Below are 24,310 nucleotides of genomic sequence, written 5' to 3' on the forward strand. Positions count from 1 at the left end.
TATGAAAGCATCCAAGTTAAACAAGCAGATGTTGGTTGCTCCTTACATCTACATATCACCCTATTTCATCTTGTTCTTCGTCTTCTCGTTATATCCGATTCTGTATTCGATCTATATCAGCTTGACGGATTGGAACGGATCCGGTGAGAAGTTGTTTATCGGGTTCGAAAATTATATTCAGTTGTTCAGCGACAACGACTTCTGGTTGTCCCTGTGGAACAGTACGCTGATCTTTCTGATGTATGTTCCGATCATGTTGTTTATGGGACTGATTCTGGCGTCCATGTTGAATTCCAACTGGATGGTAGGCAAAGGCTTTTTCCGGATGGCGCTGTTTGTTCCCAATTTCGTCTCCGTCGTTGCCGTTTCCTTCGTCTTCATCCTGTTGCTGAACACCCAGGACGGCCTGGTCAATAGCGTGCTCAGAAGCATCGGCCTGATCGACAATCCGATTCCTTGGCTGGAATCGCCTTGGTGGGCCCGGTTCTCCGTTGCCATGATGGTGCTGTACCGCTGGCTTGGTTACAACATGCTGCTGCTTCTTACCGGATTGCAGAACATTTCGAAGGATTTGTATGAAGCCGCTTACGTGGACGGAGCCACGAAAATCAAAAGTTTCTTCTTCATTACGATCCCGTTAGTCAAAAAGATGCTGTTGTTCTGTACGGTGCTCTCCACGATAGGAACGTTTTCGCTCTTTACCGAACCGTTCATTCTGACCCAGGGCGGGCCGTTGAACTCGACTTTGACTCCGGTGCTTATGCTGTACAGAGAAAGCTTCCAAAACTTCAATTTCGGTTACGCATCTTCCATCGCCGTCTGCTTCTTTATTCTCATGATGGTTATCTCTTTGTTGCAAATGCGTATCTTCGACGATAAAGAGTAGGCGGGAGGATACTATGGAAAAAACAGTTAAATTAAAAGCTGCAGGCACTTCCGGCAGCAAACACATCTGGTCCTCGTCACTGGCTTTTGTACTGATGGCGGTTGTCTCCCTGTTTACCTTGTTCCCGTTGTTCTGGCTGTTCAGTTCATCGTTAAAAGACATCAGCGAGATCTTTGTGAATCCGCCGATCTGGATTCCGTCGACGCTGCATTGGGAAAACTTCAGGGAACTGTTCGTAGAACGGAAGTTCGGAATCATTACATGGAACAGCTTCCTGTTATCCACGACTTCCACATTAATCGCCTTAATCTTTTGTAGTTTGGCCGGATTTGCCTTTGCCAAATACAAGTTTAAAGGCAAACAATTCTTGTTTGTCCTCGTGCTTGCATCGCTCATGATTCCGCATGAAGCAACGATGGTTCCCTTGTTCTCGATCTACAAGAACATGCACCTTATCGATAACATTTGGGGCGTGATCCTGCCGGATTTGGCCAACGCTTTCGGGATCTTCTTCATGCGCCAGTACTGCATGTCCCTCCCGGACGAGATGATGGAGGCTGCGCGGATCGACGGTTGTAACGAGTTTAAAATTTTCCGCAAGATCGTGCTGCCGAATCTGAGATCGGGCTTCGCTGGCCTTGGGATTATCCTGTTCGTAAAACAGTGGAACAACTTCCTGTGGCCATCCGTCATCTTGAGATCCCAGGAAAACATGACCTTATCCGTGGCCCTCAAAGCCCTTGAGGACAGCAATAATACGCCATATCATCTCATCATGGCCGGTTCCGTGATCAGCGTACTTCCGCTGCTGATCATCGTGCTGATCTTCCAGAAGCAACTGATTGCCGGGATGATCGACGGCGCGATTAAAGGCTGATGCAAACACCCCTGAATATAATTCAGGGGTGTTTTTTTGATTCGAATATTTAGCGTGATTCAAGAGACATTACAGAAACCCGGTTGAATTTTACCTTTAATTAGTTATATCTTAACTATTATAACGGCGAACATGGAAAGGACTGCGGAAATGACAAATCAGCTCTATTACGACTCAGCCTATTTAACCGAATGGCAAACCTCCATTCATACAGTTACAGAGAAAGAAGACGGAATCTACGTGATTCTGGAAGAGACCGCTTTTTATCCGCACGGGGGCGGACAACCTTGCGATACCGGGACGATCGGCGGCATTAAGGTGCTCGATGTAACCATAGAGGACGAAGTGATTTGGCATAAGGTGGAGAGCCTGCCCGTGGAGAAAAACGTCCAATGCAGGTTGAATTGGGACAGACGGTTTGACCATATGCAGCAGCACAGCGGTCAACACCTGCTTTCGGCCATTTGTCTTGAGCTGCTCGGGGCGCAAACGTTAAGCTTCCATCTGGGCGTCGATTACGCCACCATCGATGTGCAGCTCCCGGAGCTGTCCGCAGAGCGGCTTGCTCTTCTCGAACGGGAGGTAAACCGGCATATTTATCTCAATCATGAAATTACAAGCTATTTTGTAACGGGAGAGGAAGCGGCAAGCCTGCCGTTAGTTAAACAACCGAAACTAACAAGCGGTATAAGGATCGTTGAGATGAAAGGTGTGGAATATAACGCCTGCGGCGGAACGCATGTCTCTTCTACCGGAGAAATCGGCATGATCAAGCTCTTGAAGGCGGAACGCCAAAAGGGCAATACGCGGATCTATTTCTTGTGCGGATACCGGGCCTTGCGGGAATTTAACGAGAGTCAGCGGATTTTAACGGCGTTGGTACAGAAATTCAATACCGGAAAGGATGGAATTTTGGACCGTTTGGACAAATGGGAGCAGGAGCACAAGCAGCTTCAATGGGAGCTGAACGCCCAAAGGGAGAAAAATGATGAGTTCATCCTGAAAGAGCTTTTATCCCAGTCGAAGGACGGGCTGATAGCGCATGTGTTTGAAGATAGAGGCTTGAAGGATTTGCAAAATCTGGCCACCAGGCTAGCCGCCGAAAACGGAATTTTCGTATTATTCGCGGCCGGTGGGGATAACAAAGTCTTAATGGCCCATGGCGGAGACGGAGGTTTTTCCTGCGGTGCGTTTTTCAAAGAGCATCTCGGCGGCTATAACGGTAAAGGCGGCGGTGGCGATAAACTGGCACAGGCGGGTTTTGGCACTTGGGACGAGGCTTCCGCTTTTTATGAATTCGCTAAACATAGCTTGTCGGTTTAAAAGGGGGGAGTTCCATTGACAGAGAGCAAAACGAATGCCATGCGCATATTGGACAAGTCCGGCATTCCGTACAATATACTGGGATATGATCCCGGGGACGGGGGTATTCATGGCGTCGCCGTGGCGGAGAAAATCGGCCGTTCCCCCGGTTCCGTGTTCAAGACGCTGGTTGCGCATCAGGGAAATCAGATTTATGTGTTCGTCATTCCGGTAGCGGAGGAACTGGATCTGAAAAAAGCGGCCAAAGCCGCCGGCGAGAAAAAAGTGGAGATGCTGCCTGTCAAAGAGTTACTGAAGTGGACCGGTTACGTCCGCGGCGGCTGTTCGCCGGTCGGGATGAAAAAGCTGTATCCCACATTTCTGGACGCCAGCGCGGAAGCCTTGGACAACATGGCTGTAAGCGCAGGAAGAATCGGCACTCAAATGGAACTGGATCCAAGACAGCTCGCACAGCAGGTAAAAGCGAGTTTTGTACCGCTTGTTAAAGAAGGAGAATAATTGACAGGAATCAGGATCAGCTTAGAGTTAGACAAGCAATACAAAGGAGATGTACTTCATCATGATCAGACCGGCAAGAAAGGAAGACCGGGCCAAAGCTGCGGTGCTCATGGTCGACGCGATTCATAATATCGCAAACGCATTGACGGGAGAATCCGACAAGACCAAGGTTTTGGGGCAGCTCGAGAAGTTTTTCTGCGAGGAAGGCAACCGGCTTAGCTACAGGAACTGTCTGGTCAAGACAGTAGGGGAGCAGCCGGTCGGAATCGTGGTTGCCTATCACGGCAAAGACGCCCGGGCCCTTAACGCCCCGATTCTTAAACACTTGAAGAACAGTAACGGAGGAGTGGCCGAGACTTTGGACATCGAAGCGGATCACACCGATTATTATATTGACACGGTAAGCGTTAGTGCGGAATTCGGCGGCCGAGGCTTCGGCACGGAGTTGCTGCAAGCGGCGATTCGGCAAGCAATGGAACAAGGATACCCTACCGTGTCCCTGAATGTTAAGGAAGATAACGTCAAAGCGCGCAAACTTTATGAACGGCTGGGTTTTGTGCGCAAGAAAGACATCGTCATTCATCATCATACCTATGCTTATATGGTGAAGTCGTTGCGAGCATAGTTTTATTCCTGTTCTTGGAGTTCACTTTTGGCTTGCGTTCGGAAATGTAGGAGCCGGCTAGCGTCAGACAGGTTCCCGACAAAGTCGCCCAAGTCAACTTTTCATTCAGGATCAGAGCGGAGGCCGCTACGGTAATAACGGGCACAATATAGATATATACGCTTGTTTTTACCGCTCCCAAAATGGCTACGGCCCGGTTCCAGGTCACAAAGCACATGGCGGAAGCGCCGAGACCCAGGAATAGAAGGTTGGATAGATTTGTAATATCTCTGAATCGGTCCAGTCCGACATGGAAATCAGCCAACAGTACGACGGGCAGCATACCGATCAGTCCATAGAAAAAAACTTTGCGGGTAGCCCCGATGGTATGCACCTCCAGCACGCTGATTTTTTTCATCAGCACGGAATAAATTCCCCAAACTACAGTGGCCAGCAGTGCGAGCAGGTCTCCGATCGGATTAAGACGCAACAGAAAGCTGCCGTTCAGTCCGATTAAGAGAATTCCTGCCAGAGCCATCAAAAACCCTGCAATAAAAGTAGCGTTTAACTTTTCCTCTTCCAAGAAGAAATGTGCGATCACCGCCGTTACGAAGGGGGCTATCGAAACGATCACGCCCACATTCGAAGCGAGTGTATAAACAAGCGCGATATTCTCGAACAGAAAGTATAAAGTAACCCCGCAAAGTCCTGCACCGATAAACAACAGTTCTTCTTTAAACGATGCCGTCCGGATAGGCCGCGAATAGATCAGAAGCAAGACGATATATCCGATGAGAAAGCGGAAAAACAATATTTCGATGGGGGCAAAATCAATGAGCAGGACTTTGGTGGAAATAAAGGTTGTTCCCCAGATGACTATCGTAACCAGCGCAAGCAGATGTCCCGTCGAAATCTTTGGCTGATCTATCATTGTGCAATCTCCGCGGCCGGATTCGGTCCCGATGGCTTGAATATGCACCTATATTGCTTGGGGGTTAAGCCGATCAATTTTTTGAAAAAATTCGTAAAATGGCTTTGATCGCTAAACCCGGTTTGGAAGGCTACCTCTACAGGCAGCACGCCTTGTTCCAAAAGCCGTTTCGCCTGATTGATCCGGACCGTTTCCAGGTATCGATAAGGGGAAATGCCTTTCTGTTTCGTAAATAAACGCAGCAAGCGAAACTTGCTTAGCCCTGTAAGTTCATTTAGCTGAGTCAGGGTAATGTTCTCCGCGTAGCGCGATTCTATAAACTCACAGACGGCTTTAATTTCGGTGGACAGTTCCTCGGCTGGACTAAGCGTTGCGACGTCGGAATAATCCCTGAGAAGCTGTTCCAGGAGAAACATCAGCAATTCTTCTTTTTGAAAATCGGCCTGACCCTCCAGGATCATCTGATGGAGTTCATGCAGGGACAAAGCAAGATCACTCCGGAATAGAACAGTTTGCTTAAACCGGGGCAAATAGCTGTGTCCGGTGATTTCCTGAACATATTGGCTCATTACTTCGGTCTGAATGTTGATGCAATGGTAATCCAGGGTTCTCCCGTCGATTCCTTCGCAGGCATGGGGATCATGAGGATTAAAAATAACGATATCCCCGCTGTTCAGGGTATACTCTTCGTTGTTGCAGATCAGAAATCTTTTGCCTTGTTCAATAAAACCAATGACGAAATAGTCATGAAAGTGGTTGGGGAATTTCTGCATAATTCCTTCAAACCGGTATGCTTCAAGATTCAAGTCTTCATCGAAGACGACCGTTCGAACTTCACGAATCACTGCTTGCACCTTCTTTTCAAGTAATGGATTATGGCTAATTATAACGGGAAAATGAGGGGTGTTCTTGAACGATATTGCAGGGTCTTTGCATAAGCAGCTTAGCGCTTCATAAAAATACTTCTCCTGTTTACGTTAAGCTCAGCGGCCGAAACATGAACAGCGGTTTCTTCCAGAGATGAAAATAGTCCGACTATGCATGCAGGCCAAAATACGGCCGGGTTATGGGAAACTATAAACAAAGGCGGGCCGATGAAAAGAAGCAATCCGGCAAGCTTGTTTCCCCAAGTATGTAGGATGGCAAATGAATGATATTTGCAAGCGACAATAGCCACATTAGCGCAACGAACGAGAGAAATGAGGATGATCCAGGGGGCGAAAGTGAGGATTTCGGTTCCATGCCGAAAGATGAAATAACCCAAAATAACCGCAACCAGCATGAGATCGGCAACGGTATCCAATCTGGCGCCCAGTTCACTTTGCGTATTCGTTTTGCGTGCCACGAACCCGTCAAGCACGTCGCTTAACCCGGATAAGAGATAAATGATTGCGAATAACCCGGCATGGTTGAACAAGAATGCCAAAGTTATCACAAGAATCATTCTGCTTATGGAAATGAGATTTGCCGCATGACTCAACAGACTTCCCCCTTTGAAAATGATGGTATATTAGGATTGCGATACCGTCAAACAGGAACAGCTCCTATTTTTAAAAATGGGGGCTTTTTTTGATCACTGTTCTTCTAGGTTCTTCAAGTTATAATATTAACATCTTATTCGACTGGAGCCAGGTCATATACGATGGATAAAATACTGGTAATAGAAGATGATTTCAAATTACAGAAATATATCAAGGACTATTTGGAAGCTTATGATTTCGAGGTGGAGGTGGTTACGGACTTCAGCCGGGTCATTGCCCAGGTTGAAGAGAGTAAACCGGATCTGATTCTTCTCGATATCAATCTGCCAACCTTTGACGGTTTTTATTATTTGCGAGTTTTAAGGAAAAAGTCTCCTACCCCGATCATCATTCTCTCTGCGCGCAGCGACGAAGGGGAACAAATCCGCGGGATGGAATACGGGGCGGACGACTATGTGACGAAGCCGTTTGTGATCGGAATCCTTTTGGCGAAAATCAATGCCGTGCTCCGGCGCACCCATCACCGGGTGGAAGAAAGTCATTCGACAGGAGACCTCAAACTGCTTCATGACAGCATGAAGCTGCAATATAAAGAACATGTTGTGGAATTGAGCAAGAATGAATTCCGGCTGATGCATCTGTTTATGAAAAATGCGGGCGGGATTGTTTCCCGCGAAGAACTGCTGGAAGCGTTATGGGATGAACATGTGTTTGTCGACGACAATACGTTGACCGTAAATATCACCCGGGTTAAAAAGAAGCTAAGCCAGTACGGGCTTCATAACGTCATTACGACCAAACGGGGAGTGGGCTATGTCTTTGATCCAAGTCATTGCTAATTTTCTAAGCATAAAAAAAGGAATGATCTCTGTTTACGTTTTGAATACGGTTCTCCTCGTATTTTTGTCCTACGTTTTCTATGACGTGAATGACATAATTTATCCGCTTCTTATCAGCAGCTTTATTTTGGTAACCTATCTCGCGATCTCGGGAGTCGGTTTCTTCAGAATGAGCCGAAAACTTGATGAATGCAGGACTAGTCCGCAAATGGAAGTGGACGAGTCGAATGTACTGGACAAGCTTCTATTCGGGAAGATCAATGAAATCCATGAGCAATACAACACTATGATTTATGAACTTAGGAGCTCCGTTAAAGAAAGAAATACTTTGTTCTCGCAGTGGATTCACAATATGAAAGGTTCCGTCTCGATCATTGACCTGGCTGCGGAACAAGGATCGCAACAAGCCATTGAAGACATTAAGGAAGAGAACGGCAAACTGATGACGAATTTGGAAGAATGTTTGAACGTGCTCAGGCTGGATGATTTTTCGCGGGACTATCTGCCGGATAGAGTGAATTTGCATCTGATCGCCGCGAGGGCCATAAACGCCAGAAAAAAAGACTTTATCTATCAAGGTGTTTATCCAAAGGTGGAAATCGATGAAGCATTGCATGTATTTACGGATGAAAAATGGTGCGGGTATATGATGGAGCAAGCGTTGTCCAATGCGATCAAGTATAGTCATCGGGAAGGCACGGTGACCATAAGGAGCGAGGTGAAGGAAGATCGCATCCTCCTTACCATTCAAGATAACGGCATCGGTATATTTCCGGAGGAGTTACCGCGCGTATTCGATCCTTTTTTTACGGGGCGGAATGGAAGAAAATATCGCTCCGCTACGGGGATCGGCCTGTATATGGTGAAGTATATCTCACAAAGACTTGGCCATGGCGTCAACATGGAGTCCCATAAAGGAATAGGAAGTACGTTCACTATTTCTTTCCTTGCAAAAATGTAAGGTTATGAAAGGGAAATGCATTCATAAAGACGAGCTTTCCTTTTATACTTCTCTTATCAGGCCATGAGGGGGAGCTAAAGTGGACATCATTAAGATAAACCATTTAGTTAAAGTATACAACGGTTATAAAGGGGCAAAAGGCGTAACTGCGATCGACGGCATGAACCTGAATGTGGAAAAGGGCGAATTTGTCGGGATCATGGGGCCAAGCGGAAGCGGGAAAACAACGCTGCTGAACATTTTGTCGGGTGTCGATAAAGCTACGTCCGGTGAAGTCATCATCGACGGGCAAGATATTACGAAACTGACCAAAGACCAGATGGCACTGTTCAGGAGAGAGCGGATCGGTTATATTTTTCAGGATTTTAACTTGCTGGACAGTTTGACGCTGCAGGAGAACATCGCCTTGCCGTTGATTCTGGACAAGCAGGCCCCGAATGAGATCGAGGACAAGCTTGCTCCGCTGATGCAGTTTTTGGGCATCTTTGATTTGAAGGACAAGTATCCCTACCATATTTCCGGCGGTCAAAAGCAAAGAGTGGCGGCTGCCCGTGCGATCGTAAATGAACCTGCGGTTGTTTTAGCGGACGAGCCGACAGGTAATCTGGATTCCAAATCCGCCAATCAATTGATGAGTACGATAGCCTCTTTGAATGAAAAATGGAGCAGCACGATCCTGATGGTAACTCACGACCCATTCGCCGCGTCATTCTGCAAACGGATTATTTTTATAAAAGACGGTAACGTTGAAATGGAAATCAGGTCAGCCGGGGACCGGAAACAATTTTTTGATCAAATCTTGGAGGCGCAAAGCGTGATCGGAGGGGGGAGAGCATGACCTTCTCGACCATCGTCCGCAAGAACTTTCTATACAATGCCAAAAAGTATCTGTCTCTCTATTTCGTTAACAGCCTTACCGTTGCAATATTGTTCATGTTTGGCAGCTTGCTTTACAATCCGGACGTCTTAAGGCAGGTGGGTGATACGACCCTTTATGGAATCGTCCGCTTTGCATTGGTCGGCGTCGTGTTATTCTCCTTCGTCTTTATTACATATAGCAACCTCTCTTTTTTAAGATATCGAAGTAAGGAATTCGGGATGTATATCACGCTCGGCATGACGACAAAAAATCTAATTAAGATGCTGTTTCTGGAGAACATAGGCATCGTCGCAATCTCGTTGGCGAGCGGGCTCGTTTCTGGCGCTGTATTCGGAAAACTTTTCTTTATGGGCTTGAATCAAATCCTGATTGAAAGTCCGATCACTTTCGAATTGAACGGGTCAAGCCTGTTGTTAAGCAGCGGTATTTTCCTGATCGTATTTTTTGGTAATTTTATTTTCAACATGTTGTATCTTCGTAAAATTTCGATAGTCGACGTACTTCAAGCCGCCAAGAAAAAGGAGATCGGGAAAAGCAGCGTGGTCTGGGGAAGCACGGCGATGATCGTGTTTGTCGCGTCGGTTGTTCTTCTGCCCCAATTGATGCTCGGAAAGCTGTTCGACGAAACCACTTTAATCATCATCATCCTCATTGTCCTGACCATGGTTACCCCGTATGTGATCTTCGGGACCCTGATTTCAGTGGTCAAGTCGGTCATGAAGCATTTCAAGAAAACGTATAACAACAACCTGATCGTGATGTCGAATTTGAGTCATCGGTTTTTATCCTATAAAACGACGATGTATATTGTATCTTTGCTTATAGCCGGTGCGCTTTTTTTTATCGGTATGACTTATGCGATGTACGCGACGACCGAAGAGAATAATGAGCGGGACCATCCCTTTGACGTGATGTTCGTAGAAAGTAACCGTTACAACCAAATGGATGCCGGGGAGATTGAATCCTTCCTCGCGGAACAAGGAAGCACCGTGGACCAAAACAAAACGCTGGAATTTCTGCAGGTGCCCGAGTTTCGGGATTATGGCGGATCATGGGTACTTTGGGATACTCATGCGACGATCGTTAGCGAGGGAAATTTCAACAGGCATTTGGGCACACACTATAAGTTGGCGCCGAATCAAGGCCTATTCGCAAGGGTTCATCAAGAAAACAGGGAATTTGTAATGCCGGACACGATTCTGGCGGTCATGGATCCGGAAGACATCGGTGAGGAGCTCCAGGATAACGGGAGCAAAGAAGAGCTGTTACAGGAGTTGGGCAATTATTCAATCAAGGAATATATGACCGGTAACGTGAAGGAAGTTAAAGAGCCGTACATCAACAACGCGCAGACGGCAAATTCTTATTTTGGCCATGCCTTAGTCGTGGATGACATGGTATACGAGCAGATTAAGGCCGGTGTAGGCGAGTCGCAGGTGAACAAGGCCCATTTGCTTAAAGGGGATATTCCAGAAAAGGGCTTTAAGGCGCTGGTGAATGAGCTGCGTGAACGTAACGGATTTGACCCTACTTATTGGTTGACGCCTTCACAGAATGAACAGAACACAACAGATGAAGAAAGAGCAGTATTGGAGGGATTTAGACCGATCCACAAGGATGAAGTACTAAAAAGCCAGCTGGAATCTAACGGGACGATCTTTTTTATTATCATCTTTCTTGGCTCCCTGTTCGCGATTGCTTCAGGCGTGGTGTTGTATCACAAAGTGCTGTCCGACATTGATGATCATAAAGACAGTTTACTTTCACTAAAGAGAATCGGGGTGACAAGGAAAGAAATCATTGTTATCGTCTCCAAAGAATTGGCCGTGACTTTTTTCTTGCCGAGTATTTTTGGAGTGGGCTTGGGGCTTTATTATTTCTATGTATTATTCAGCAATCAGAGTCTCGTAGTTCAATTAGTGGAAAAGGCCGCATGGGTCGCATTGCTGTTCCTTGTTCTGCAGGTCATATTCTATTTTGTCAGCCGCAGGAAATATGTTTCCGAGCTGGCCAAGTATTTGTAATGATGGAGGTCCAAAATCATGAAAAGACGCCGGAGGCTATATTGTAGCTCTTCGGCGTCTTTTTAAGTTATATAAAAATGGGGTTACTCCTCGACAACCCGATCGGGCAATTGAGTCACATAGCTGTCCGACAGCTGAAGCAGTTCCAGCGCCCGTTCGAATTCGTCCTCCGTGGCCTGGAGTGGCTCGAGGCCGTCACCGGTTAACGTGTAATGCTGGCCGTCTTCAAATCCGCTGCCCGACAGAAAGAGTTCTTCATTGTTGACGAAGGATCCTGTCGGCAAATAGTAACGCTGGGGCAGCAGATTATAAGCGGAATGGTTCAATAAATCCTGCCCAAAATGAAGGTGATCCTCCAGCGACACGCCCAATAGATTGGAAGCGGTAGGCATAATGTCGACCTGTCCGCCTAGCTGCTCCTTAACGCTTGGCTTCGTTACATTTGTCGCCGAAATGATCAGCGGAATATTGATCAGCTCGCGCTCCGAATATTCATGGCCGAAAATCTCCTCCAGTAGTGCATGATCCTCTTCTTTAAGGGAAAAGATGGGGAGTCCCCGATGATCGCCGTACAGCATGATCAAGCTGTTATCCCATACGCCGTTTAGCTTCAGTTCCTCGATAAACTGTCCAAGCGCATAATCCGCATAATTCTGGGCCCGGATATAATCGCCGACAAGCGTTCCTTCGAACCTTTCAGGCAATTCCATTTTGTATTTATTTTCCGGAATGGAGAACGGATTATGAGCCGACATAGAAATGACGTGCGCAAAGAAAGGTTGATCCCTTTGGTCCATGCTTGCCAGTTCATCCGCGGTTTTCTCGTACAGCACTTCATCCGACGCCCCGTAAAATACGGTATCTTCTTCGCCATAAAAGGTTTTGTCATAATACCGGTTAAAGCCTAATGCAGCATATAGTTCGCCCCGGTTCCAAAAGTCGACTTCATTCGTATGGAAGGTAGCAGTATCGTATCCATGTACTTGCAGCAGCTTCGGCAGGCTTGGAAGCTCCTTGGGTGCGTACATCTGGGCAGCCGGTCCATCCGGCGGGACGTAGAATGAAGTATTTACAATAAACTCGGCGTCCGAAGTATTGCCTTGTCCAACTTGTTGGTAGAAACGCGGAAAATAATAGCTGCTTGATGCCAGCTCGTTAAGATTAGGGCAAATTTCTTGGCCGTCGATTGATAGATTCACTAAAAAGTTCTGAAAAGACTCCATTTGTATGAGGACCAGGTTTTTGCCTTTAGCGGCTCCGAACATGACGGGCTGAACAGGAGAATGGACGCCCTTTGTTTCGTCTATCGCTTTCTGGGTGATTTCCGAAGAATCGATAGGTTCTTCCTCCTGATCGGCGAGCAGGGAATAGGCTTCATAATTGAGAATGCCCATCTGTTCGGCTTTGACCGTTTCATTCATGCTTGCCCGGTTAGGGAAAATATTCAGCGAACAAATCACGATGGAAAGACAGAACAATGCCGCAACCGTTTTTCGATTGCTTTGACGCGACATGGACTTCTTCCAGTCAAGCGCCTTCTGACGTCTTAACATGACCAGACTCAGAATGACGATATCCAAAAAAATGAGCATATATTCCGGGCGAAGGACCGAAAATATACTCTTCTTGACGGCCCCGACCTGTTTGACCTGATCCAGCACTTGGGAGGTAGCAATAATGCCAAAATGGTTATGATAAACGATTAACGAGAAGAACAAAATCGTGATCAACAGATTGACAATCATATAAATTACAATTTTCCGTTTCGTAGCGAACCATTCAATCAGGCAAAACAACAGAAGAACAAACGGAATTTCTTTCAACCATGTGGTCCAGGTAGGTCCATCTTCAAATAAGTAATACCAGGCAAAATAACTTTTTAAGAGCATGATCAGAGAAAAGAATAGGATAGATTTCTTACTGAGTGTGCGTGGTACCTTAAGCGACATTGCAGTTGCGCATCCTTTGCTTTAAGATTTAGTTCATTTTATTACATAGAAATGATAGAAAGCAACTGCAGATGACATAGTTATTCTTCCGGGACGCAGCGCTATATTTCTATTAGCGGTTACAATGTCTGGCAATGCCCGCATCGGACGAAGATTTTACAAAAATTATCTATTTTTGGTATGTGTTTGTCTGTGGCTTTATTCACTCTTTGCGGCTTGTGATTTCGCTTCGGTCACCGGGCAGAAACCGTGGTTATTGGAACAGAGCCATCCGCTGAATTCCGGGTCAAGCCGCGAAAGGTCGTCGAAGTAACTTGAGATCACATGATTGAGGCTTATCGAGCCGTTCTGGAATGACAGTGAATGGAGGGTGCGAACATGACTGTAATAGTATTTTTTTTCGCGTTTCGGCAGTTTGTAGATGGAGGGGGGAGCATAGGTGACGATGTCGAACTGATTGGCGATGCGGTAGCTTCTCTCAACATAGTTTGTAAAAGCTTTCGCAAATGCCGGGTTGCCAACGCGAGGTGATCCGAAGGTATACAGGACGGGAGAGGAGAATACGGTATTGGCCGCCAAATCGATCGCGCATAGAGTCGCGAGTGCCGCTCCCAGGCTGTGTCCTGTAATATATAACGTTTTATCGGGCGACAAGTTGGTTAGTGCGGACATGATTCCGTCGCGGGCCGAAGAATAGATGTGCGTGAAGCCTCGGTGCGTAAGACAGTCTTCCTTGATGTATTTGAATCTCATTTGTGAAGCGATGGCGTCGGAAATCCAGTCTGTCGTCGAACTCGTTCCCCGAAAGGCTATAATAATCTCTTGCGGAGATTCGATGATAAATCCGAACACTTCCCAAACCTTGGTAATGGATTTCGCTTGAATCGTATGAGTAACTGAAAAATCAAACGGAACGACGAAGGAACCGTCCGGATTACTGAATTGTGCATAGGTCTGTCCGCAAACCGCTGCCAGAAAAATCGCCCGCTTTTCAAAATCGCTCGGAGTATCCACCTTTCATCCCGCCCTTCTTTCTTACCTATTTATGATAAGGATGGAGGGGAGGTGCTTACGGATGGAAGGAAATATTCCACTCTTGCGGAAATTAATTAGATCAACATCTAATTAGAAGGAGTAGATATGAATTTCATAAATTCGATTGAATCAGAGGAACTTTCCATTCAGGAGGCAACCTTGAAAGATTGCAAACGTCTGCAGGACATAGGAGCCACGCGGGAGGACAAGGAACTAGTCTCAGGAGAGAAATTCGCCCCGGACTACATCGAAGAATGTCTGCGGAGTGGAGATCTCCCTCCTATCGAGGGGGCATCAAGTAACGGATAGCATCCATTTCCTTTCTCCGGCTTGTCCAACCTAATTGTGCTGTCACCCCATACCAAATCTTTAAAATGCACATATAATAGAACATCAAAGTAGAAAGGGTGATAGATTTGCCTACTTTTGACAATGTGCTTGTGACCGGTAACCAGACGATCCAGCAGAACTTGCAGGTCGATCAGAATGCGACCATACAGAATTTAAACGTGACGGGTAGCGAAACCATTTCGGGGCATTTGCAAGTGAACGGGTCGGCTTCCGTTCTGAATCATCTCAATGTTGGCGGCACGGTTACCGTAGGGGGGAATGTATTTACCAGTGGAACCGCGGGGGCCGCGCAAAGAGTTTCCTCCAGCAATTTGCCGGCCGTACCTCCGGGAGTGCCGAACTTGCAAACGGTCCGCTTTTATCCGACAGGTGCGGTAAACCAGCCCGGATTACAGTTGAAAGGTACGGACGGGTTGGACTATGTCCTGTTTATCGTCATTGCCGGTGGGCTTCCGCACATCGGTATTCAACGAGCTTAAATCCAAACGAACTATTAAAAAGCTATTCAATAGGCGGGGCCTTCCTTAAGGAAGGCCCTTAATTTGCCTTCAATGCGTTTCTGACAGCCTCAAGATACTGAAATCCGTGATGCTGATCCGGCTCCAGGTGAGAACCTTCCGCCCATTCGTTCCACGCGTTCACGAACAAGAACTCACTGTTGTACAGAGACTTTGCGCGTTCGATTTGGCGAGACAAATACCATTCGAATTTTTGCGGCGAAGCCCCGATCGTGCTTTGACCCTTGTACCCCATCCGGGGGGTGTTGTCCCAGCCAACGAATGCGCCCGGAAAAACTTGACCGCCATCCCTGCGATGGGAGCGGTTGATGATCAGTTGCCAGACATGATCGTAATCAATGACCATATGATCATGATCCCCTGCTTTGATCTGCCTCCAAATATGGTTGGATCCGCCATGGGCAAAGGTATAATGAGGTTCGAACTCTACGCCGGCATCAAACCCTTCCAGGTTGGAAAGGGGGAACCCGCCCAGGGTCCGGACAAAATAAATCCCTTTCAGCCCGTTCTCCCGGGCCAGTTGATTCCAGAGTTTCAACATTTCCCCACATTGCGGGATATCACTAGGTCTGTAGATCAGGAACAAAGGCTTATCATCGATTCGAATATAACGCGGGTCCCGGAATACGTTCAGAAGCTCGTAAAAATGCTGTGTCCAGTCTTCTTTGTCCCCATAGCTTTGTTCCATCAAAACATGACTGTCGCCGCCGTCCCATCGTCGCGTCCAAGACTCGTTCGCCCATGACAAACAAAAAGGAAAATCGGGCTCTCCCAGCCAGAGTATTTGTTTAACAGGCTGTTCCAGCAATTGCTTCCCTTTGAACCAGTAATGGTAGTAGCAGAATCCATAAATGCCGTATGTTTTGGCGGCTATCGCCTGCCATTGGCGTGCCGAGGAATCCATCAGATCATAATAATAATTTTCGTAAGGGATTTTGGGCTGCAGATGACCCGGATATAGCGAAACCGCTTTGCTCGTATTGGTCCACTCGGTAAAACCGGTTCCCCACCAGGCGTCATTTTCGGGAATACGATGGAACTGCGGCAGATGAAAAGCAATGACCTTCACTCGGCCAGCCACCTCCTGAGGTGATATACATTCGTTTATAGGTGAAATACGACATAGAGGAGCTTGGAAACCATTTGCAGGTAGGAGTAGTCGTAGCGGCTTTTCCACTGGGCCCGGCTTGAAAAGGCCCGTCTTTGATCGGCATGCTCCAGATAATGCTCGAGCTGTTGCTCCAATTCTTCCATCGAATGATACGTCACGATATCCTCGCCCGGTCCCATGTATTCATATAAGTCGGGATGCGCAGCCGTAATTTGAAAAGCACCGCAAGAGGAAGCTTCGATGATTTGGCGGGGTTGCGGTTCCAGGTGAATAATCATGCCGGCTCCATTGAAATAATTGGCGCATAAGGAAGGGGTAGGTTTCTGAATCAAATGAAGATGACCAATCTCCGAGAGATCGGTATCTTGCAGCGAATTGTCGATCAAGATGATTTTACGGCTTCCGGCTGTTTTTAAAATGGTGTGCAAATGTGTGATGTGTTTGGTGTTGTCGCCGATCACGAGGAGATCGCTGCGAAATTTATCGTCGACGGGTTTGGGGTAAAACAATTCGGTATCGGCGGAGAAGGGAAGATAGAAGACCCGCTTGCAGCCGGTGCTGTGGTAAAGCGGAATATGTGCAGTATGCTGGGTCATAACAACATCGAAATGTGCGGCGGCTCTGCCCGTCGCCTCTGTTGTTCCGTCAGTATCCGCAAGCCAAGCCGCTTTGACGGCGGAGCTATTGGTAAGTTCTACAAGATCGGCTTGACTGATCAACTCGGGTTGGCCGAGGAAAATGATAAGCTCGGGCTGCAACATTGAGATCGTTGCTCCGAGGCCGGGGCCGGTCTTGATCGGAGTTACTTCTTTAACCAAACGTCTAAGTTCTTCGGCGGCGAGTTGCTCTGTCCGCCATTCTTCCGCAGGCAATCCGGAGAACAGCAATACCCGGATTTTCTTATAATCCACATTATCGAACCGGGATCCCGCAATCGGCGGGGTATACACCGGAACTTCTCTGATTCGAGCCTGCTCCAACACACCGGTCAACATCTTGGCTAGTTCCTTTTCCGAGATACGGTACCATCGGACCGGCGGCCGGGATGCTTTTTTGGAGACACGTTGATTTTTTCTCAGCATGATCAGCATCCAGTCCTTTCCTGTCAATCATTCTGGATATTGTATGAGGGTGCAGGGTGTTTGTTATGGGGCAGATGTACAGCCCATGAAAAAAAAGATCAACCCGCAATTGCGGATTGATCTTTTGAATGGGAACGGCTATTTCGTTCTGGACTTCACTGCAGCCGCAAACCGGTCTAGCGCCTCGACGAGCAGGTCGCGCGGACAAGCCAGATTGATGCGCAGAAAACCTTCGCCTCCGCGGCCATAGATGGAGCCGCTGTTAAAGGCGATTTTAGCCTCCTCATACATAAGGCGTTTTAACTCATCGGAAGAAAGACCTAGCGGGCGGCAATCCACCCACAGCAAATAGGTGCCTTCGGAGATGACGGGAGCCACACTCGGAAGCTGCTCGGACAAATAAGAAACGGCATAAACCTGATTGGCCTTGACGTATTCCAGTAAAGCGTCCAGCCATGGCTCGCTTTCATTGTACGCCGCGATCGTGGCAGGCGGTCCGAAGAAGTTGACCGAGCCGAGAGAAAGCGCGTTGAGCCGTTGATCAAACCGCTGTTTGAGCTGCGGGTTGGAAATGACGGTGAATGAGGTTGCGAGGCCCGGGATGTTAAATGTTTTGGAAGGGGCCAGACAGGTGATGCAACGCTGTGCGAATTCCTCAGAGAGCGAAGCGAACGGGAAATGCCGGTGTTCCGGGAATACGAGATCGCAGTGAATCTCGTCCGCGACGACTTTTACGTCATATTTGACGCAAAGATCTCCCAATCGAACAAGCTCCTCCCTCGTCCAAACTCTCCCGCCCGGATTATGGGGACTGCACAGCAGAAGCAGCCGGGCGCCGTTTTTCATCAACTCTTCTAACTGTGCGTAATCCATCTCGTACCGGCCTTCGTTAAGGATCAGCGGGCTTTCGGCCAGCTTCCGCCCGTTGTTCAAGATAACATCGTAAAACGGGTTATAGACAGGAGATTGCAAAATAACTTCATCTCCAGGCTCCGAGAAAGATTGGATTGCAAGGCTAAGCGAGGGGACGACGCCGGGCGAATCGGTAAGCCAGCTGCCATCGATATTCCAACCGTGGCGTTTTTGAAACCAGCCGGTAATGGCGTTTGTATAAGCTTCGGGGCGAACCGTATATCCGTAAATGCCTTGAGCCGCACGCTCGGTTACCGCCTTTATGATCGCAGGGGCACATTTGAAATCCATATCGGCTACCCATAGGGGGAGGACGTCAGGATCGCCGAACAAGGCTTGGCCCTGGTCCCATTTGTAAGAAAGCGTCCCCCGGCGCTGGGTTAATTCATTGAATTCATAGGTCATAAGTTATCCTGTCTTCCTTTCGGGTTAGGTACTCGCTTAAAAAAGGACGCGAACCGCTGAAGGTCCGCGTCAAACAGAAAGAGATGTCTGTTACAAATCGTATCCGTCTACGACAAGCTCAAGCTCTCCGGTTGTGGAGTCAATGAGCATGCCATGAACGGGTACATGGGGGGGAAGTAATGGATGATTTTTTACAATCTCCACAGTATGGATTACCCCCTCTTTTTCATTATTAAACCCGCGTAACCATTTTTTGAGTTTGATGCCTGAATTCTCCAACGTGTTCAGCACATCGTCGGAAATTCCGTTCTCTTTAATCGTACCGATCATATGCTCGGCGTTCAGAGAAGCCATACCGCAGCCGGTATGGCCGATAATAAACACCTCTTCCGCCTGCAGCTCGTAAATGGCAACCAGCAGACTCCGCATGACGCTCCCGAACGGTTGGGAGATGACGGCGCCTGCGTTCTTGATGATTTTGGCGTCCCCGTTGCGAAGATTCAACGCTCTAGGAAGAAGCTCTACCAATCTTGTGTCCATGCAGGTGACGATGGCCATTCTTTTCTGCGGGAATTTGTCCGTAATATAGGCTTCGTACTCCTTGTTAGCTACAAATTGACGATTGTATTCGAGAATTGTTTGAAGTCGGCTCATGCTGATCTTCCTCCTTTGAATTTAATTGACTTAACGATGATCGGTCAGCCGGATATTCGATTTGTAAAACTGCGAGACTCCATCCAGTCGGAACGTACCGCCGCTTTCCTCGCCGGAGAGCATAAGTTGTTCTTCAAAAAAGACGGCTTGCATTCGGTCGATCGAAAAATGAAAATGTTCGTTCTCGAGCGGAATATCATACGCCCCGGGCGCTTCTGCAATTTGCAGGGTGGGAATGCCGCTCATGCCGCATCCGCAATCTTCCGTATCATAGACGAGGCGCATCAGTCCGGGCTCTTGACCAAGGGCTTCGCGAATCATGACTTCAGCGCGGGAATCCAGTTCTATTTTCAACCTCGACAGCTCCTTCTAAAAGATGACGATATTTCAAAAGTAATGAAAAGGTCGTCTTAAAATTTGATTATACGTTTTGTAAAAAGTATCATCAAGAGGAATGGATAAATTCATCAGTAGAGGTGGGACTTGCCATGAAGCAGGAAACGGCAGAAAAGTGGAAATCATTTCTTGAGCTTCTCCGTAAAATCGCAGGTTATCATGAAGCGGTATCGTTGATGCATTGGGATCTACGCACCGGTGCGCCGAGAAAAGGAGCCGAAGCGCGTTCGGAAACGATCGGACTGCTCTCGACGGAAGCATTTAAGCTGCAAACGTCAGTGGAGATGGGAGAATTCCTGAGCTATCTCAACCATCAGACGGTGCTTGGTGAACTTGACGAGTCCGGACGCCGTTTGGTGCAGCTGGTGCAGGAGGAGTATGACCGCAGCGTCAAAATTCCGCCGGCCAAATTCCAGGAATATGCGGAATTGACTGCGCATGCGGAGACGCTTTGGGAGGATTATAAGGAAAACGGCGATTTCGCCGGGTTCGAACCTTATTTGACCCGGATCGTGGAGCTCACGCAGGAGTTCATCGACTATTGGGGGCCGAAGGAAACCCGGTATGACACGTTGCTCGATATGTATGAGCCCGATCTGACCGTAGAGAAGCTTGACCAAGTGTTCGGAAAGCTCCGCGACCGTCTGGTCCCTGTCGTGGATGCCATTACTGCGGCTCCGCATAAGCCGCAGGCGCCATTTCTTAACCAACTGTATGATAAGGATCAACAGAAGAAAATCGGAATCTATTTGCTGGAGCAAATCGGATACGATTTCGAAGCAGGACGAGTCGATGAGACTGTCCACCCGTTCGAAATTACGCTTAACCAGGGAGACGTGCGCATAACGACGCATTATGTACAGGATGACGTGACCAACTCCATCTTTAGCAACCTGCATGAAGGCGGACATGCCTTGTATGAGCAAAACGTAAGCAAAGAGCTGGCTGGAACGCCGCTTAGCCAAGGCACTTCCATGGGGATCCACGAATCCCAGTCTCGTTTCTGGGAAAACTTCGTCGGCCGCAGCCGCGCTTTCTGGGACCGCTACTACGGCGACCTGCAGCAGCATTTCCCCGAACAGCTCAAAGACGTTACGGTGGATGAGTTCTATCACGGAATTAACCGCGTGGAAAATTCTCTGATCCGCATCGACGCGGACGAACTGACCTACAACTTGCATATCATCATCCGCTATGAGATCGAGAAGATGATTTTCAACGAAGGATTGCCCGTCAGTGAGCTGCCTAAAGTATGGAATGAGAAGTACAAGGCGTATCTCGGACTTACCCCGCCTAACGATGGCCTGGGCGTGTTGCAGGACGTACACTGGTCCGGCGGCAGCTTCGGCTATTTCCCTTCTTATGCGCTCGGCAACATGTATGCGGCGCAAATCACCAATACGCTCAAGAAAGAGCTGCCGCAGTTTGAAGGGTTTATTGCGGAGGGGAATTTTGCTCCGATCAAGGAATGGCTGATCGAGAAAATTTACAAACACGGAAAGACGCTCAAACCGGCTGAAATCATCATGAATGTGACCGGGGAAGAATTGAATCCCGATTACCTGGCCGACTATCTGGAGCAAAAGTACAAAGGCATTTACGGATTGTAATCAGTTTCAGCTTCTAAACAAGTTGGAACGGGACCCTTCTCTTCTTTATGAAGAGAGGGGTCTTTTTTGTATATTCGTTAACAACTTCCCCTGTAATGATCTTCAAAGCTTTAAATCCGATTAAGCGGCTTACATCCAAGGTCAGCCCATAACCATTTGTTGGGCAGCGGCATACACTGAACCAGAATGTTATTCCTATTCAGCATGAAAGAGGTGAGTGGCGTGTTAGTTAAGCGATATTCAATCCTGGCGCTGGCACTGGTTCTACTGTTTGCGGGAGCGCTTGTCGGGTGCGGGGGCGGCAAAAAGACAACAACGGTAAAAATCGGCGAGGTGACACGCTCCGTATTTTATGCCCCGCAATATGTGGCTCTGGAGAAGGGCTTCTTTAAAGAAGAAGGTCTGGATGTGGAACTGCAGACTACCGCGGGCGGAGACAAAACCATGACCGCTTTGCTGTCGGGTGCGATCGATGTGGCACTGGTCGGTGCTGAAACTTCGATTTACGTATATCAGCAGGGGGCCGATGATCCGGTCATTAATTTTGCTCAGTTGACCCAGACGGACGGGACCTTCCTGGTGTCGAGGGAAGAAGCCGGCGGTTTCGATTGGGCCGATCTGAAGGATAGCGTCTTCCTCGGCCAGCGAAAAGGCGGAATGCCGCAGATGGCAGGCGAGTTTACGCTGAAAAAGCATGGAATCGATCCCCAGGGAGATCTGGAATTGATACAAAACATCGAGTTTGCTAATATAGCCGCGGCTTTTGCGTCCGGTACGGGCCAATATGTGCAGCTCTTCGAACCTCAGGCTTCGATTTTTGAACGGGAGGGAAAAGGGCATGTAGTCGCCTCTTTCGGTACGGAAAGCGGCCGGCTTCCCTATACCGTATTTATGACGAAGCAGAGCTACATCAATAAGGATAAAGAAACCGTGCAGAAATTCACCAATGCGATCCATAAAGCCCAGCTCTGGGTACAGGAGCATACCCCCGAAGAAACTGCGACAGCCATCGCCCCTTACTTCAAAGATACGGACCAGGATATCATCGTCAGTGCCGTGAAGCGTTACTTGGAGCAAGGCAGCTATGCCGAGTCTCCGGTACTGGAAGAAGCGGCCTGGAACAATCTGCTCGACATTATGGAGAGTGCCGGCGAATTGAAGGAACGGGTTGAGCCCGCTAAGGTAGTGGACAATAGCTTTGCGGAATCGGCGGTGAATGCCAAGCCATAACAGGCGTTGCAGAAAGGAAAGGAGCGTGAGACGCAATTGACCCAAGTTCCTGTCGTCGAACTGAAAGATCTGGATCTGGCGTACGTGACGGACCGGGAAGGCATACTTACTCTGGAAGGGATGAATTTAAGTGTCAATCCCGGAGAATTCATCAGCTTGGTCGGACCTAGCGGCTGCGGAAAAACCACGCTTCTGTCCGTCATTGCCGGATTGCTCCCCCCATCCAGGGGGGAGATTCTCGTACATGGAAAGCCGGTCACCGGGCCTTCGCCCGAAGTAGGATATATGCTGCAACAGGATTACCTGTTTCCATGGCGGACCATATTGGACAATGCTTTGCTGGGATTGGAGCTGACAGGCCGTTTGTCGGAGAGAAGCAAAGAGACGGTATTGGAATTGCTGGAAGGCATGGGACTCGGCAATACGGGGAGTCTGTATCCCCATCAGCTGTCCGGCGGCATGAGGCAGCGGGTAGCTTTAGTCCGTACACTGGCGACAAATCCGGATTTGCTGCTGTTGGATGAACCGTTCTCCGCCCTGGACTATCAGACCAAGCTCCAATTAGAGGATCTTGTCGTCGATACGCTGCGGCAACGGGGAAAAACCGGCGTGCTCGTTACCCATGACCTTTCGGAGGCGATCGCCGTCAGCGACAGAGTCATCGTGTTGGCGGCCAAACCGGGCAGAATCCGCAGCACATACGTGATCCCGGACAATATCGCTCGTACCCAGCCGTTTTATGCCCGGGAAGAAGAGGGATTTAACGACCTGTTCCATGAAATCTGGCGGGATCTCGAATCTCTGGATGGAAAGGAGGGATAGCCTTTGGGAGATCGTGATACAGAGGTATCTGATAAACAAAGCCATGCGCAAAAAGACTGGATCCGCGAGAAGTATCTTCAGCACAGGAAGACGAAACGGCGGATGAGCCGCCTTGTTTTGTCCACGCAGCTGCTGCTTCTCATCGCCCTCATCGGCTTGTGGGAGCTGGCCGGACGGCTTAAATGGGTTGACGTGCTGATCTTCAGTTATCCTTCCAAAGTCGGACGGCAAATTTTGAAGGATGCGCTTAACGGAGAGCTGTGGCCGCATTTGGCAATGACGGTAGGCGAAACGGCCGTCGGCTTCTTGCTTGGCACGCTGCTCGGTACGCTGCTTGCGGTATTGATCTGGTGGTCTCCCTTTTTGTCTCGGGTGCTTGATCCATACATGGTTGTTTTCAACAGTATGCCGAAAGTCGCGCTCGGGCCGATTTTTATCGTACTGTTCGGAGCCGGGTTTACGGCGATCGTGATAACTACGCTCTCCATCACCGTCATCGTCACCACGTTGGTGGTCTATAACAGCTTCAACGAAGTAGACAAGAACCTGGTGAAGGTCATCCGGACGTTTGGCGGAAACCGCCGTGATATTTTCGCTAAAGCCATTCTTCCGGCTTCGTTCCCCGCCATCGTATCCACGTTAAAAGTCAACGTCGGCATGGCTTGGGTCGGCGTCATCGTCGGGGAATTCCTTGTGGCGAAAATCGGCCTAGGCTACTTGATCGTCTACGGATTTCAAGTGTTCAACTTCACGCTGGTGCTGTCCAGCCTGGTTATTATCGCTGTAGTAGCGACCGGCATGTATCAGCTTGTCGTCTATCTGGAACGAAAGTTGCTCAAGGAGCGGTGACGCCCCTTTTCCAATAACGCCGCCGGGCACAGGCTCCGGCGGCGGTGTGCTGTGTTGGGCTGCGTATGGAATGGCGCGTTGA

The 24,310-nt window shown here is 48.4% G+C and carries 24 protein-coding genes; 14 read left to right on the forward strand and 10 right to left on the reverse strand.

Translation table 11 applies throughout. The annotated features are described in order from the left end of the window. Position 1: 1 nt before the first annotated feature. The 5 genes from ACLB09_RS04490 (at position 2) to ACLB09_RS04510 (ending at position 4,209) form a co-directional block, all read left to right on the forward strand. On the forward strand, positions 2–886 hold the full coding sequence (locus ACLB09_RS04490) for a carbohydrate ABC transporter permease (protein ID WP_410768553.1): 885 nt from the start codon (positions 2–4) through the stop codon (positions 884–886). A gap of 13 nt (positions 887–899) precedes the next feature. Further along, a complete protein-coding gene (locus ACLB09_RS04495; RefSeq protein ID WP_410768554.1) occupies positions 900–1,763 on the forward strand; it encodes a carbohydrate ABC transporter permease in 864 nt (287 codons plus the stop codon). Between the two features lie 150 nt (positions 1,764–1,913). Then, a complete protein-coding gene (locus tag ACLB09_RS04500; RefSeq protein WP_410768555.1) occupies positions 1,914–3,086 on the forward strand; it encodes an alanyl-tRNA editing protein in 1,173 nt (390 codons plus the stop codon). Between the two features lie 15 nt (positions 3,087–3,101). After that, the gene (gene ybaK, locus ACLB09_RS04505) at positions 3,102–3,584 is read left to right on the forward strand and encodes a Cys-tRNA(Pro) deacylase (protein WP_410768556.1); all 483 of its coding nucleotides are present in this window, start codon (positions 3,102–3,104) and stop codon (positions 3,582–3,584) included. A 61-nt stretch (positions 3,585–3,645) separates the two neighbouring features. After that, positions 3,646–4,209, forward strand: a complete 564-nt coding sequence (locus ACLB09_RS04510) for a GNAT family N-acetyltransferase (protein ID WP_410768557.1) — start codon at positions 3,646–3,648, stop codon at positions 4,207–4,209. Here the strand turns inward: ACLB09_RS04510 and ACLB09_RS04515 are convergent. The 3 genes from ACLB09_RS04515 to ACLB09_RS04525 form a co-directional block, all read right to left on the reverse strand. Beyond that, positions 4,160–5,119 carry a DMT family transporter gene (locus ACLB09_RS04515; protein ID WP_410768558.1) on the reverse strand — a complete coding sequence of 320 codons (960 nt, stop codon included), beginning with the start codon at positions 5,117–5,119 and terminating at the stop codon, positions 4,160–4,162. The genes ACLB09_RS04510 and ACLB09_RS04515 overlap by 50 nt on opposite strands. Then, positions 5,116–5,964 (reverse strand): AraC family ligand binding domain-containing protein, encoded by an 849-nt coding sequence (locus ACLB09_RS04520; protein ID WP_410768559.1) that lies wholly within the window; start codon positions 5,962–5,964, stop codon positions 5,116–5,118. The genes ACLB09_RS04515 and ACLB09_RS04520 overlap by 4 nt, the downstream gene beginning before the upstream one ends. Before the next feature lie 98 nt (positions 5,965–6,062). Next, the gene (locus tag ACLB09_RS04525; protein ID WP_410768560.1) at positions 6,063–6,599 is read right to left on the reverse strand and encodes a CDP-alcohol phosphatidyltransferase family protein; all 537 of its coding nucleotides are present in this window, start codon (positions 6,597–6,599) and stop codon (positions 6,063–6,065) included. A gap of 162 nt (positions 6,600–6,761) precedes the next feature. Here ACLB09_RS04525 and ACLB09_RS04530 point away from each other — a divergent pair, with 162 nt between their 5' ends. From ACLB09_RS04530 to ACLB09_RS04545, 4 genes are all read left to right on the forward strand, one after another. Beyond that, on the forward strand, positions 6,762–7,439 hold the full coding sequence (locus ACLB09_RS04530) for a response regulator transcription factor (RefSeq protein WP_410768561.1): 678 nt from the start codon (positions 6,762–6,764) through the stop codon (positions 7,437–7,439). Beyond that, positions 7,414–8,400, forward strand: a complete 987-nt coding sequence (locus tag ACLB09_RS04535) for a sensor histidine kinase (protein ID WP_410768563.1) — start codon at positions 7,414–7,416, stop codon at positions 8,398–8,400. Before ACLB09_RS04530 ends, ACLB09_RS04535 begins: the two co-directional genes overlap by 26 nt. Before the next feature lie 79 nt (positions 8,401–8,479). Further along, on the forward strand, positions 8,480–9,238 hold the full coding sequence (locus ACLB09_RS04540; RefSeq protein ID WP_410768564.1) for an ABC transporter ATP-binding protein: 759 nt from the start codon (positions 8,480–8,482) through the stop codon (positions 9,236–9,238). Next, positions 9,235–11,304 carry an FtsX-like permease family protein gene (locus ACLB09_RS04545; protein ID WP_410768565.1) on the forward strand — a complete coding sequence of 690 codons (2,070 nt, stop codon included), beginning with the start codon at positions 9,235–9,237 and terminating at the stop codon, positions 11,302–11,304. The genes ACLB09_RS04540 and ACLB09_RS04545 overlap by 4 nt, the downstream gene beginning before the upstream one ends. Before the next feature lie 83 nt (positions 11,305–11,387). Here the strand turns inward: ACLB09_RS04545 and ACLB09_RS04550 are convergent, their stop codons facing one another. Together ACLB09_RS04550 and ACLB09_RS04555 are read right to left on the reverse strand one after the other, a co-directional pair. Beyond that, positions 11,388–13,253, reverse strand: coding sequence for an LTA synthase family protein (locus tag ACLB09_RS04550; RefSeq protein WP_410768566.1), 1,866 nt, complete (start codon positions 13,251–13,253; stop codon positions 11,388–11,390). A gap of 198 nt (positions 13,254–13,451) precedes the next feature. Continuing rightward, complete coding sequence (locus tag ACLB09_RS04555) at positions 13,452–14,267, reverse strand: lipase family protein (protein ID WP_410768567.1); 816 nt, start codon at positions 14,265–14,267, stop codon at positions 13,452–13,454. A gap of 428 nt (positions 14,268–14,695) precedes the next feature. On the opposite strand from ACLB09_RS04555, the gene ACLB09_RS04560 reads away from it, so the two are divergent. Beyond that, on the forward strand, positions 14,696–15,118 hold the full coding sequence (locus ACLB09_RS04560; protein WP_410768568.1) for a hypothetical protein: 423 nt from the start codon (positions 14,696–14,698) through the stop codon (positions 15,116–15,118). A gap of 58 nt (positions 15,119–15,176) precedes the next feature. Here ACLB09_RS04560 and ACLB09_RS04565 read toward each other — a convergent pair whose 3' ends face one another. The 5 genes from ACLB09_RS04565 to ACLB09_RS04585 form a co-directional block, all read right to left on the reverse strand. Continuing rightward, positions 15,177–16,226, reverse strand: a complete 1,050-nt coding sequence (locus ACLB09_RS04565; RefSeq protein WP_410768569.1) for a glycosyltransferase WbsX family protein — start codon at positions 16,224–16,226, stop codon at positions 15,177–15,179. Between the two features lie 35 nt (positions 16,227–16,261). Continuing rightward, positions 16,262–17,350: a glycosyltransferase family protein gene (locus tag ACLB09_RS04570; RefSeq protein ID WP_410768570.1), complete on the reverse strand. Its 1,089-nt coding sequence runs from the start codon at positions 17,348–17,350 to the stop codon at positions 16,262–16,264. A 138-nt stretch (positions 17,351–17,488) separates the two neighbouring features. Further along, on the reverse strand, positions 17,489–18,667 hold the full coding sequence (locus ACLB09_RS04575) for a MalY/PatB family protein (protein WP_410768571.1): 1,179 nt from the start codon (positions 18,665–18,667) through the stop codon (positions 17,489–17,491). A 90-nt stretch (positions 18,668–18,757) separates the two neighbouring features. Continuing rightward, entirely contained in the window at positions 18,758–19,321 is a 564-nt protein-coding gene (locus ACLB09_RS04580) for a beta-class carbonic anhydrase (protein ID WP_410768572.1), read from the reverse strand. A gap of 30 nt (positions 19,322–19,351) precedes the next feature. Then, positions 19,352–19,675 carry an iron-sulfur cluster biosynthesis family protein gene (locus ACLB09_RS04585; RefSeq protein ID WP_410768573.1) on the reverse strand — a complete coding sequence of 108 codons (324 nt, stop codon included), beginning with the start codon at positions 19,673–19,675 and terminating at the stop codon, positions 19,352–19,354. A 134-nt stretch (positions 19,676–19,809) separates the two neighbouring features. Between ACLB09_RS04585 and ACLB09_RS04590 the strand changes: the two genes are divergently transcribed. The 4 genes from ACLB09_RS04590 to ACLB09_RS04605 all read left to right on the forward strand — a co-directional run bounded on the left by ACLB09_RS04590 (position 19,810) and on the right by ACLB09_RS04605 (position 24,228). Further along, positions 19,810–21,327 carry a carboxypeptidase M32 gene (locus ACLB09_RS04590; RefSeq protein ID WP_410768574.1) on the forward strand — a complete coding sequence of 506 codons (1,518 nt, stop codon included), beginning with the start codon at positions 19,810–19,812 and terminating at the stop codon, positions 21,325–21,327. 222 nt (positions 21,328–21,549) lie between these two features. Then, positions 21,550–22,557, forward strand: coding sequence for an ABC transporter substrate-binding protein (locus ACLB09_RS04595; RefSeq protein ID WP_410768575.1), 1,008 nt, complete (start codon positions 21,550–21,552; stop codon positions 22,555–22,557). Positions 22,558–22,593: 36 nt separating this feature from the next. After that, complete coding sequence (locus ACLB09_RS04600; RefSeq protein ID WP_410768576.1) at positions 22,594–23,379, forward strand: ABC transporter ATP-binding protein; 786 nt, start codon at positions 22,594–22,596, stop codon at positions 23,377–23,379. 102 nt (positions 23,380–23,481) lie between these two features. Next, entirely contained in the window at positions 23,482–24,228 is a 747-nt protein-coding gene (locus ACLB09_RS04605) for an ABC transporter permease (protein WP_410768999.1), read from the forward strand. The last annotated feature ends 82 nt before the right edge of the window (positions 24,229–24,310 follow it).

This window comes from Fontibacillus forbon, assembly GCF_046559655.1.
Lineage (GTDB): Bacteria > Bacillota > Bacilli > Paenibacillales > Paenibacillaceae > Fontibacillus.

Coding starts and splice junctions, on each gene's coding strand:
- ACLB09_RS04500 (WP_410768555.1), top strand. CDS start 1,914: ATGACAAATCAGCTCTATTACGACTCAGCCTATTTAACCGAATGGCAA.
- ACLB09_RS04490 (WP_410768553.1), top strand. CDS start 2: ATGAAAGCATCCAAGTTAAACAAGCAGATGTTGGTTGCTCCTTACATC.
- ACLB09_RS04535 (WP_410768563.1), top strand. CDS start 7,414: ATGTCTTTGATCCAAGTCATTGCTAATTTTCTAAGCATAAAAAAAGGA.
- ACLB09_RS04605 (WP_410768999.1), top strand. CDS start 23,482: ATGAGCCGCCTTGTTTTGTCCACGCAGCTGCTGCTTCTCATCGCCCTC.
- ACLB09_RS04515 (WP_410768558.1), bottom strand. CDS start 5,119: ATGATAGATCAGCCAAAGATTTCGACGGGACATCTGCTTGCGCTGGTT.
- ACLB09_RS04495 (WP_410768554.1), top strand. CDS start 900: ATGGAAAAAACAGTTAAATTAAAAGCTGCAGGCACTTCCGGCAGCAAA.
- ACLB09_RS04545 (WP_410768565.1), top strand. CDS start 9,235: ATGACCTTCTCGACCATCGTCCGCAAGAACTTTCTATACAATGCCAAA.
- ACLB09_RS04550 (WP_410768566.1), bottom strand. CDS start 13,253: ATGTCGCTTAAGGTACCACGCACACTCAGTAAGAAATCTATCCTATTC.
- ACLB09_RS04575 (WP_410768571.1), bottom strand. CDS start 18,667: ATGACCTATGAATTCAATGAATTAACCCAGCGCCGGGGGACGCTTTCT.
- ACLB09_RS04590 (WP_410768574.1), top strand. CDS start 19,810: ATGAAGCAGGAAACGGCAGAAAAGTGGAAATCATTTCTTGAGCTTCTC.
- ACLB09_RS04530 (WP_410768561.1), top strand. CDS start 6,762: ATGGATAAAATACTGGTAATAGAAGATGATTTCAAATTACAGAAATAT.
- ACLB09_RS04510 (WP_410768557.1), top strand. CDS start 3,646: ATGATCAGACCGGCAAGAAAGGAAGACCGGGCCAAAGCTGCGGTGCTC.
- ACLB09_RS04580 (WP_410768572.1), bottom strand. CDS start 19,321: ATGAGCCGACTTCAAACAATTCTCGAATACAATCGTCAATTTGTAGCT.
- ACLB09_RS04570 (WP_410768570.1), bottom strand. CDS start 17,350: ATGCTGAGAAAAAATCAACGTGTCTCCAAAAAAGCATCCCGGCCGCCG.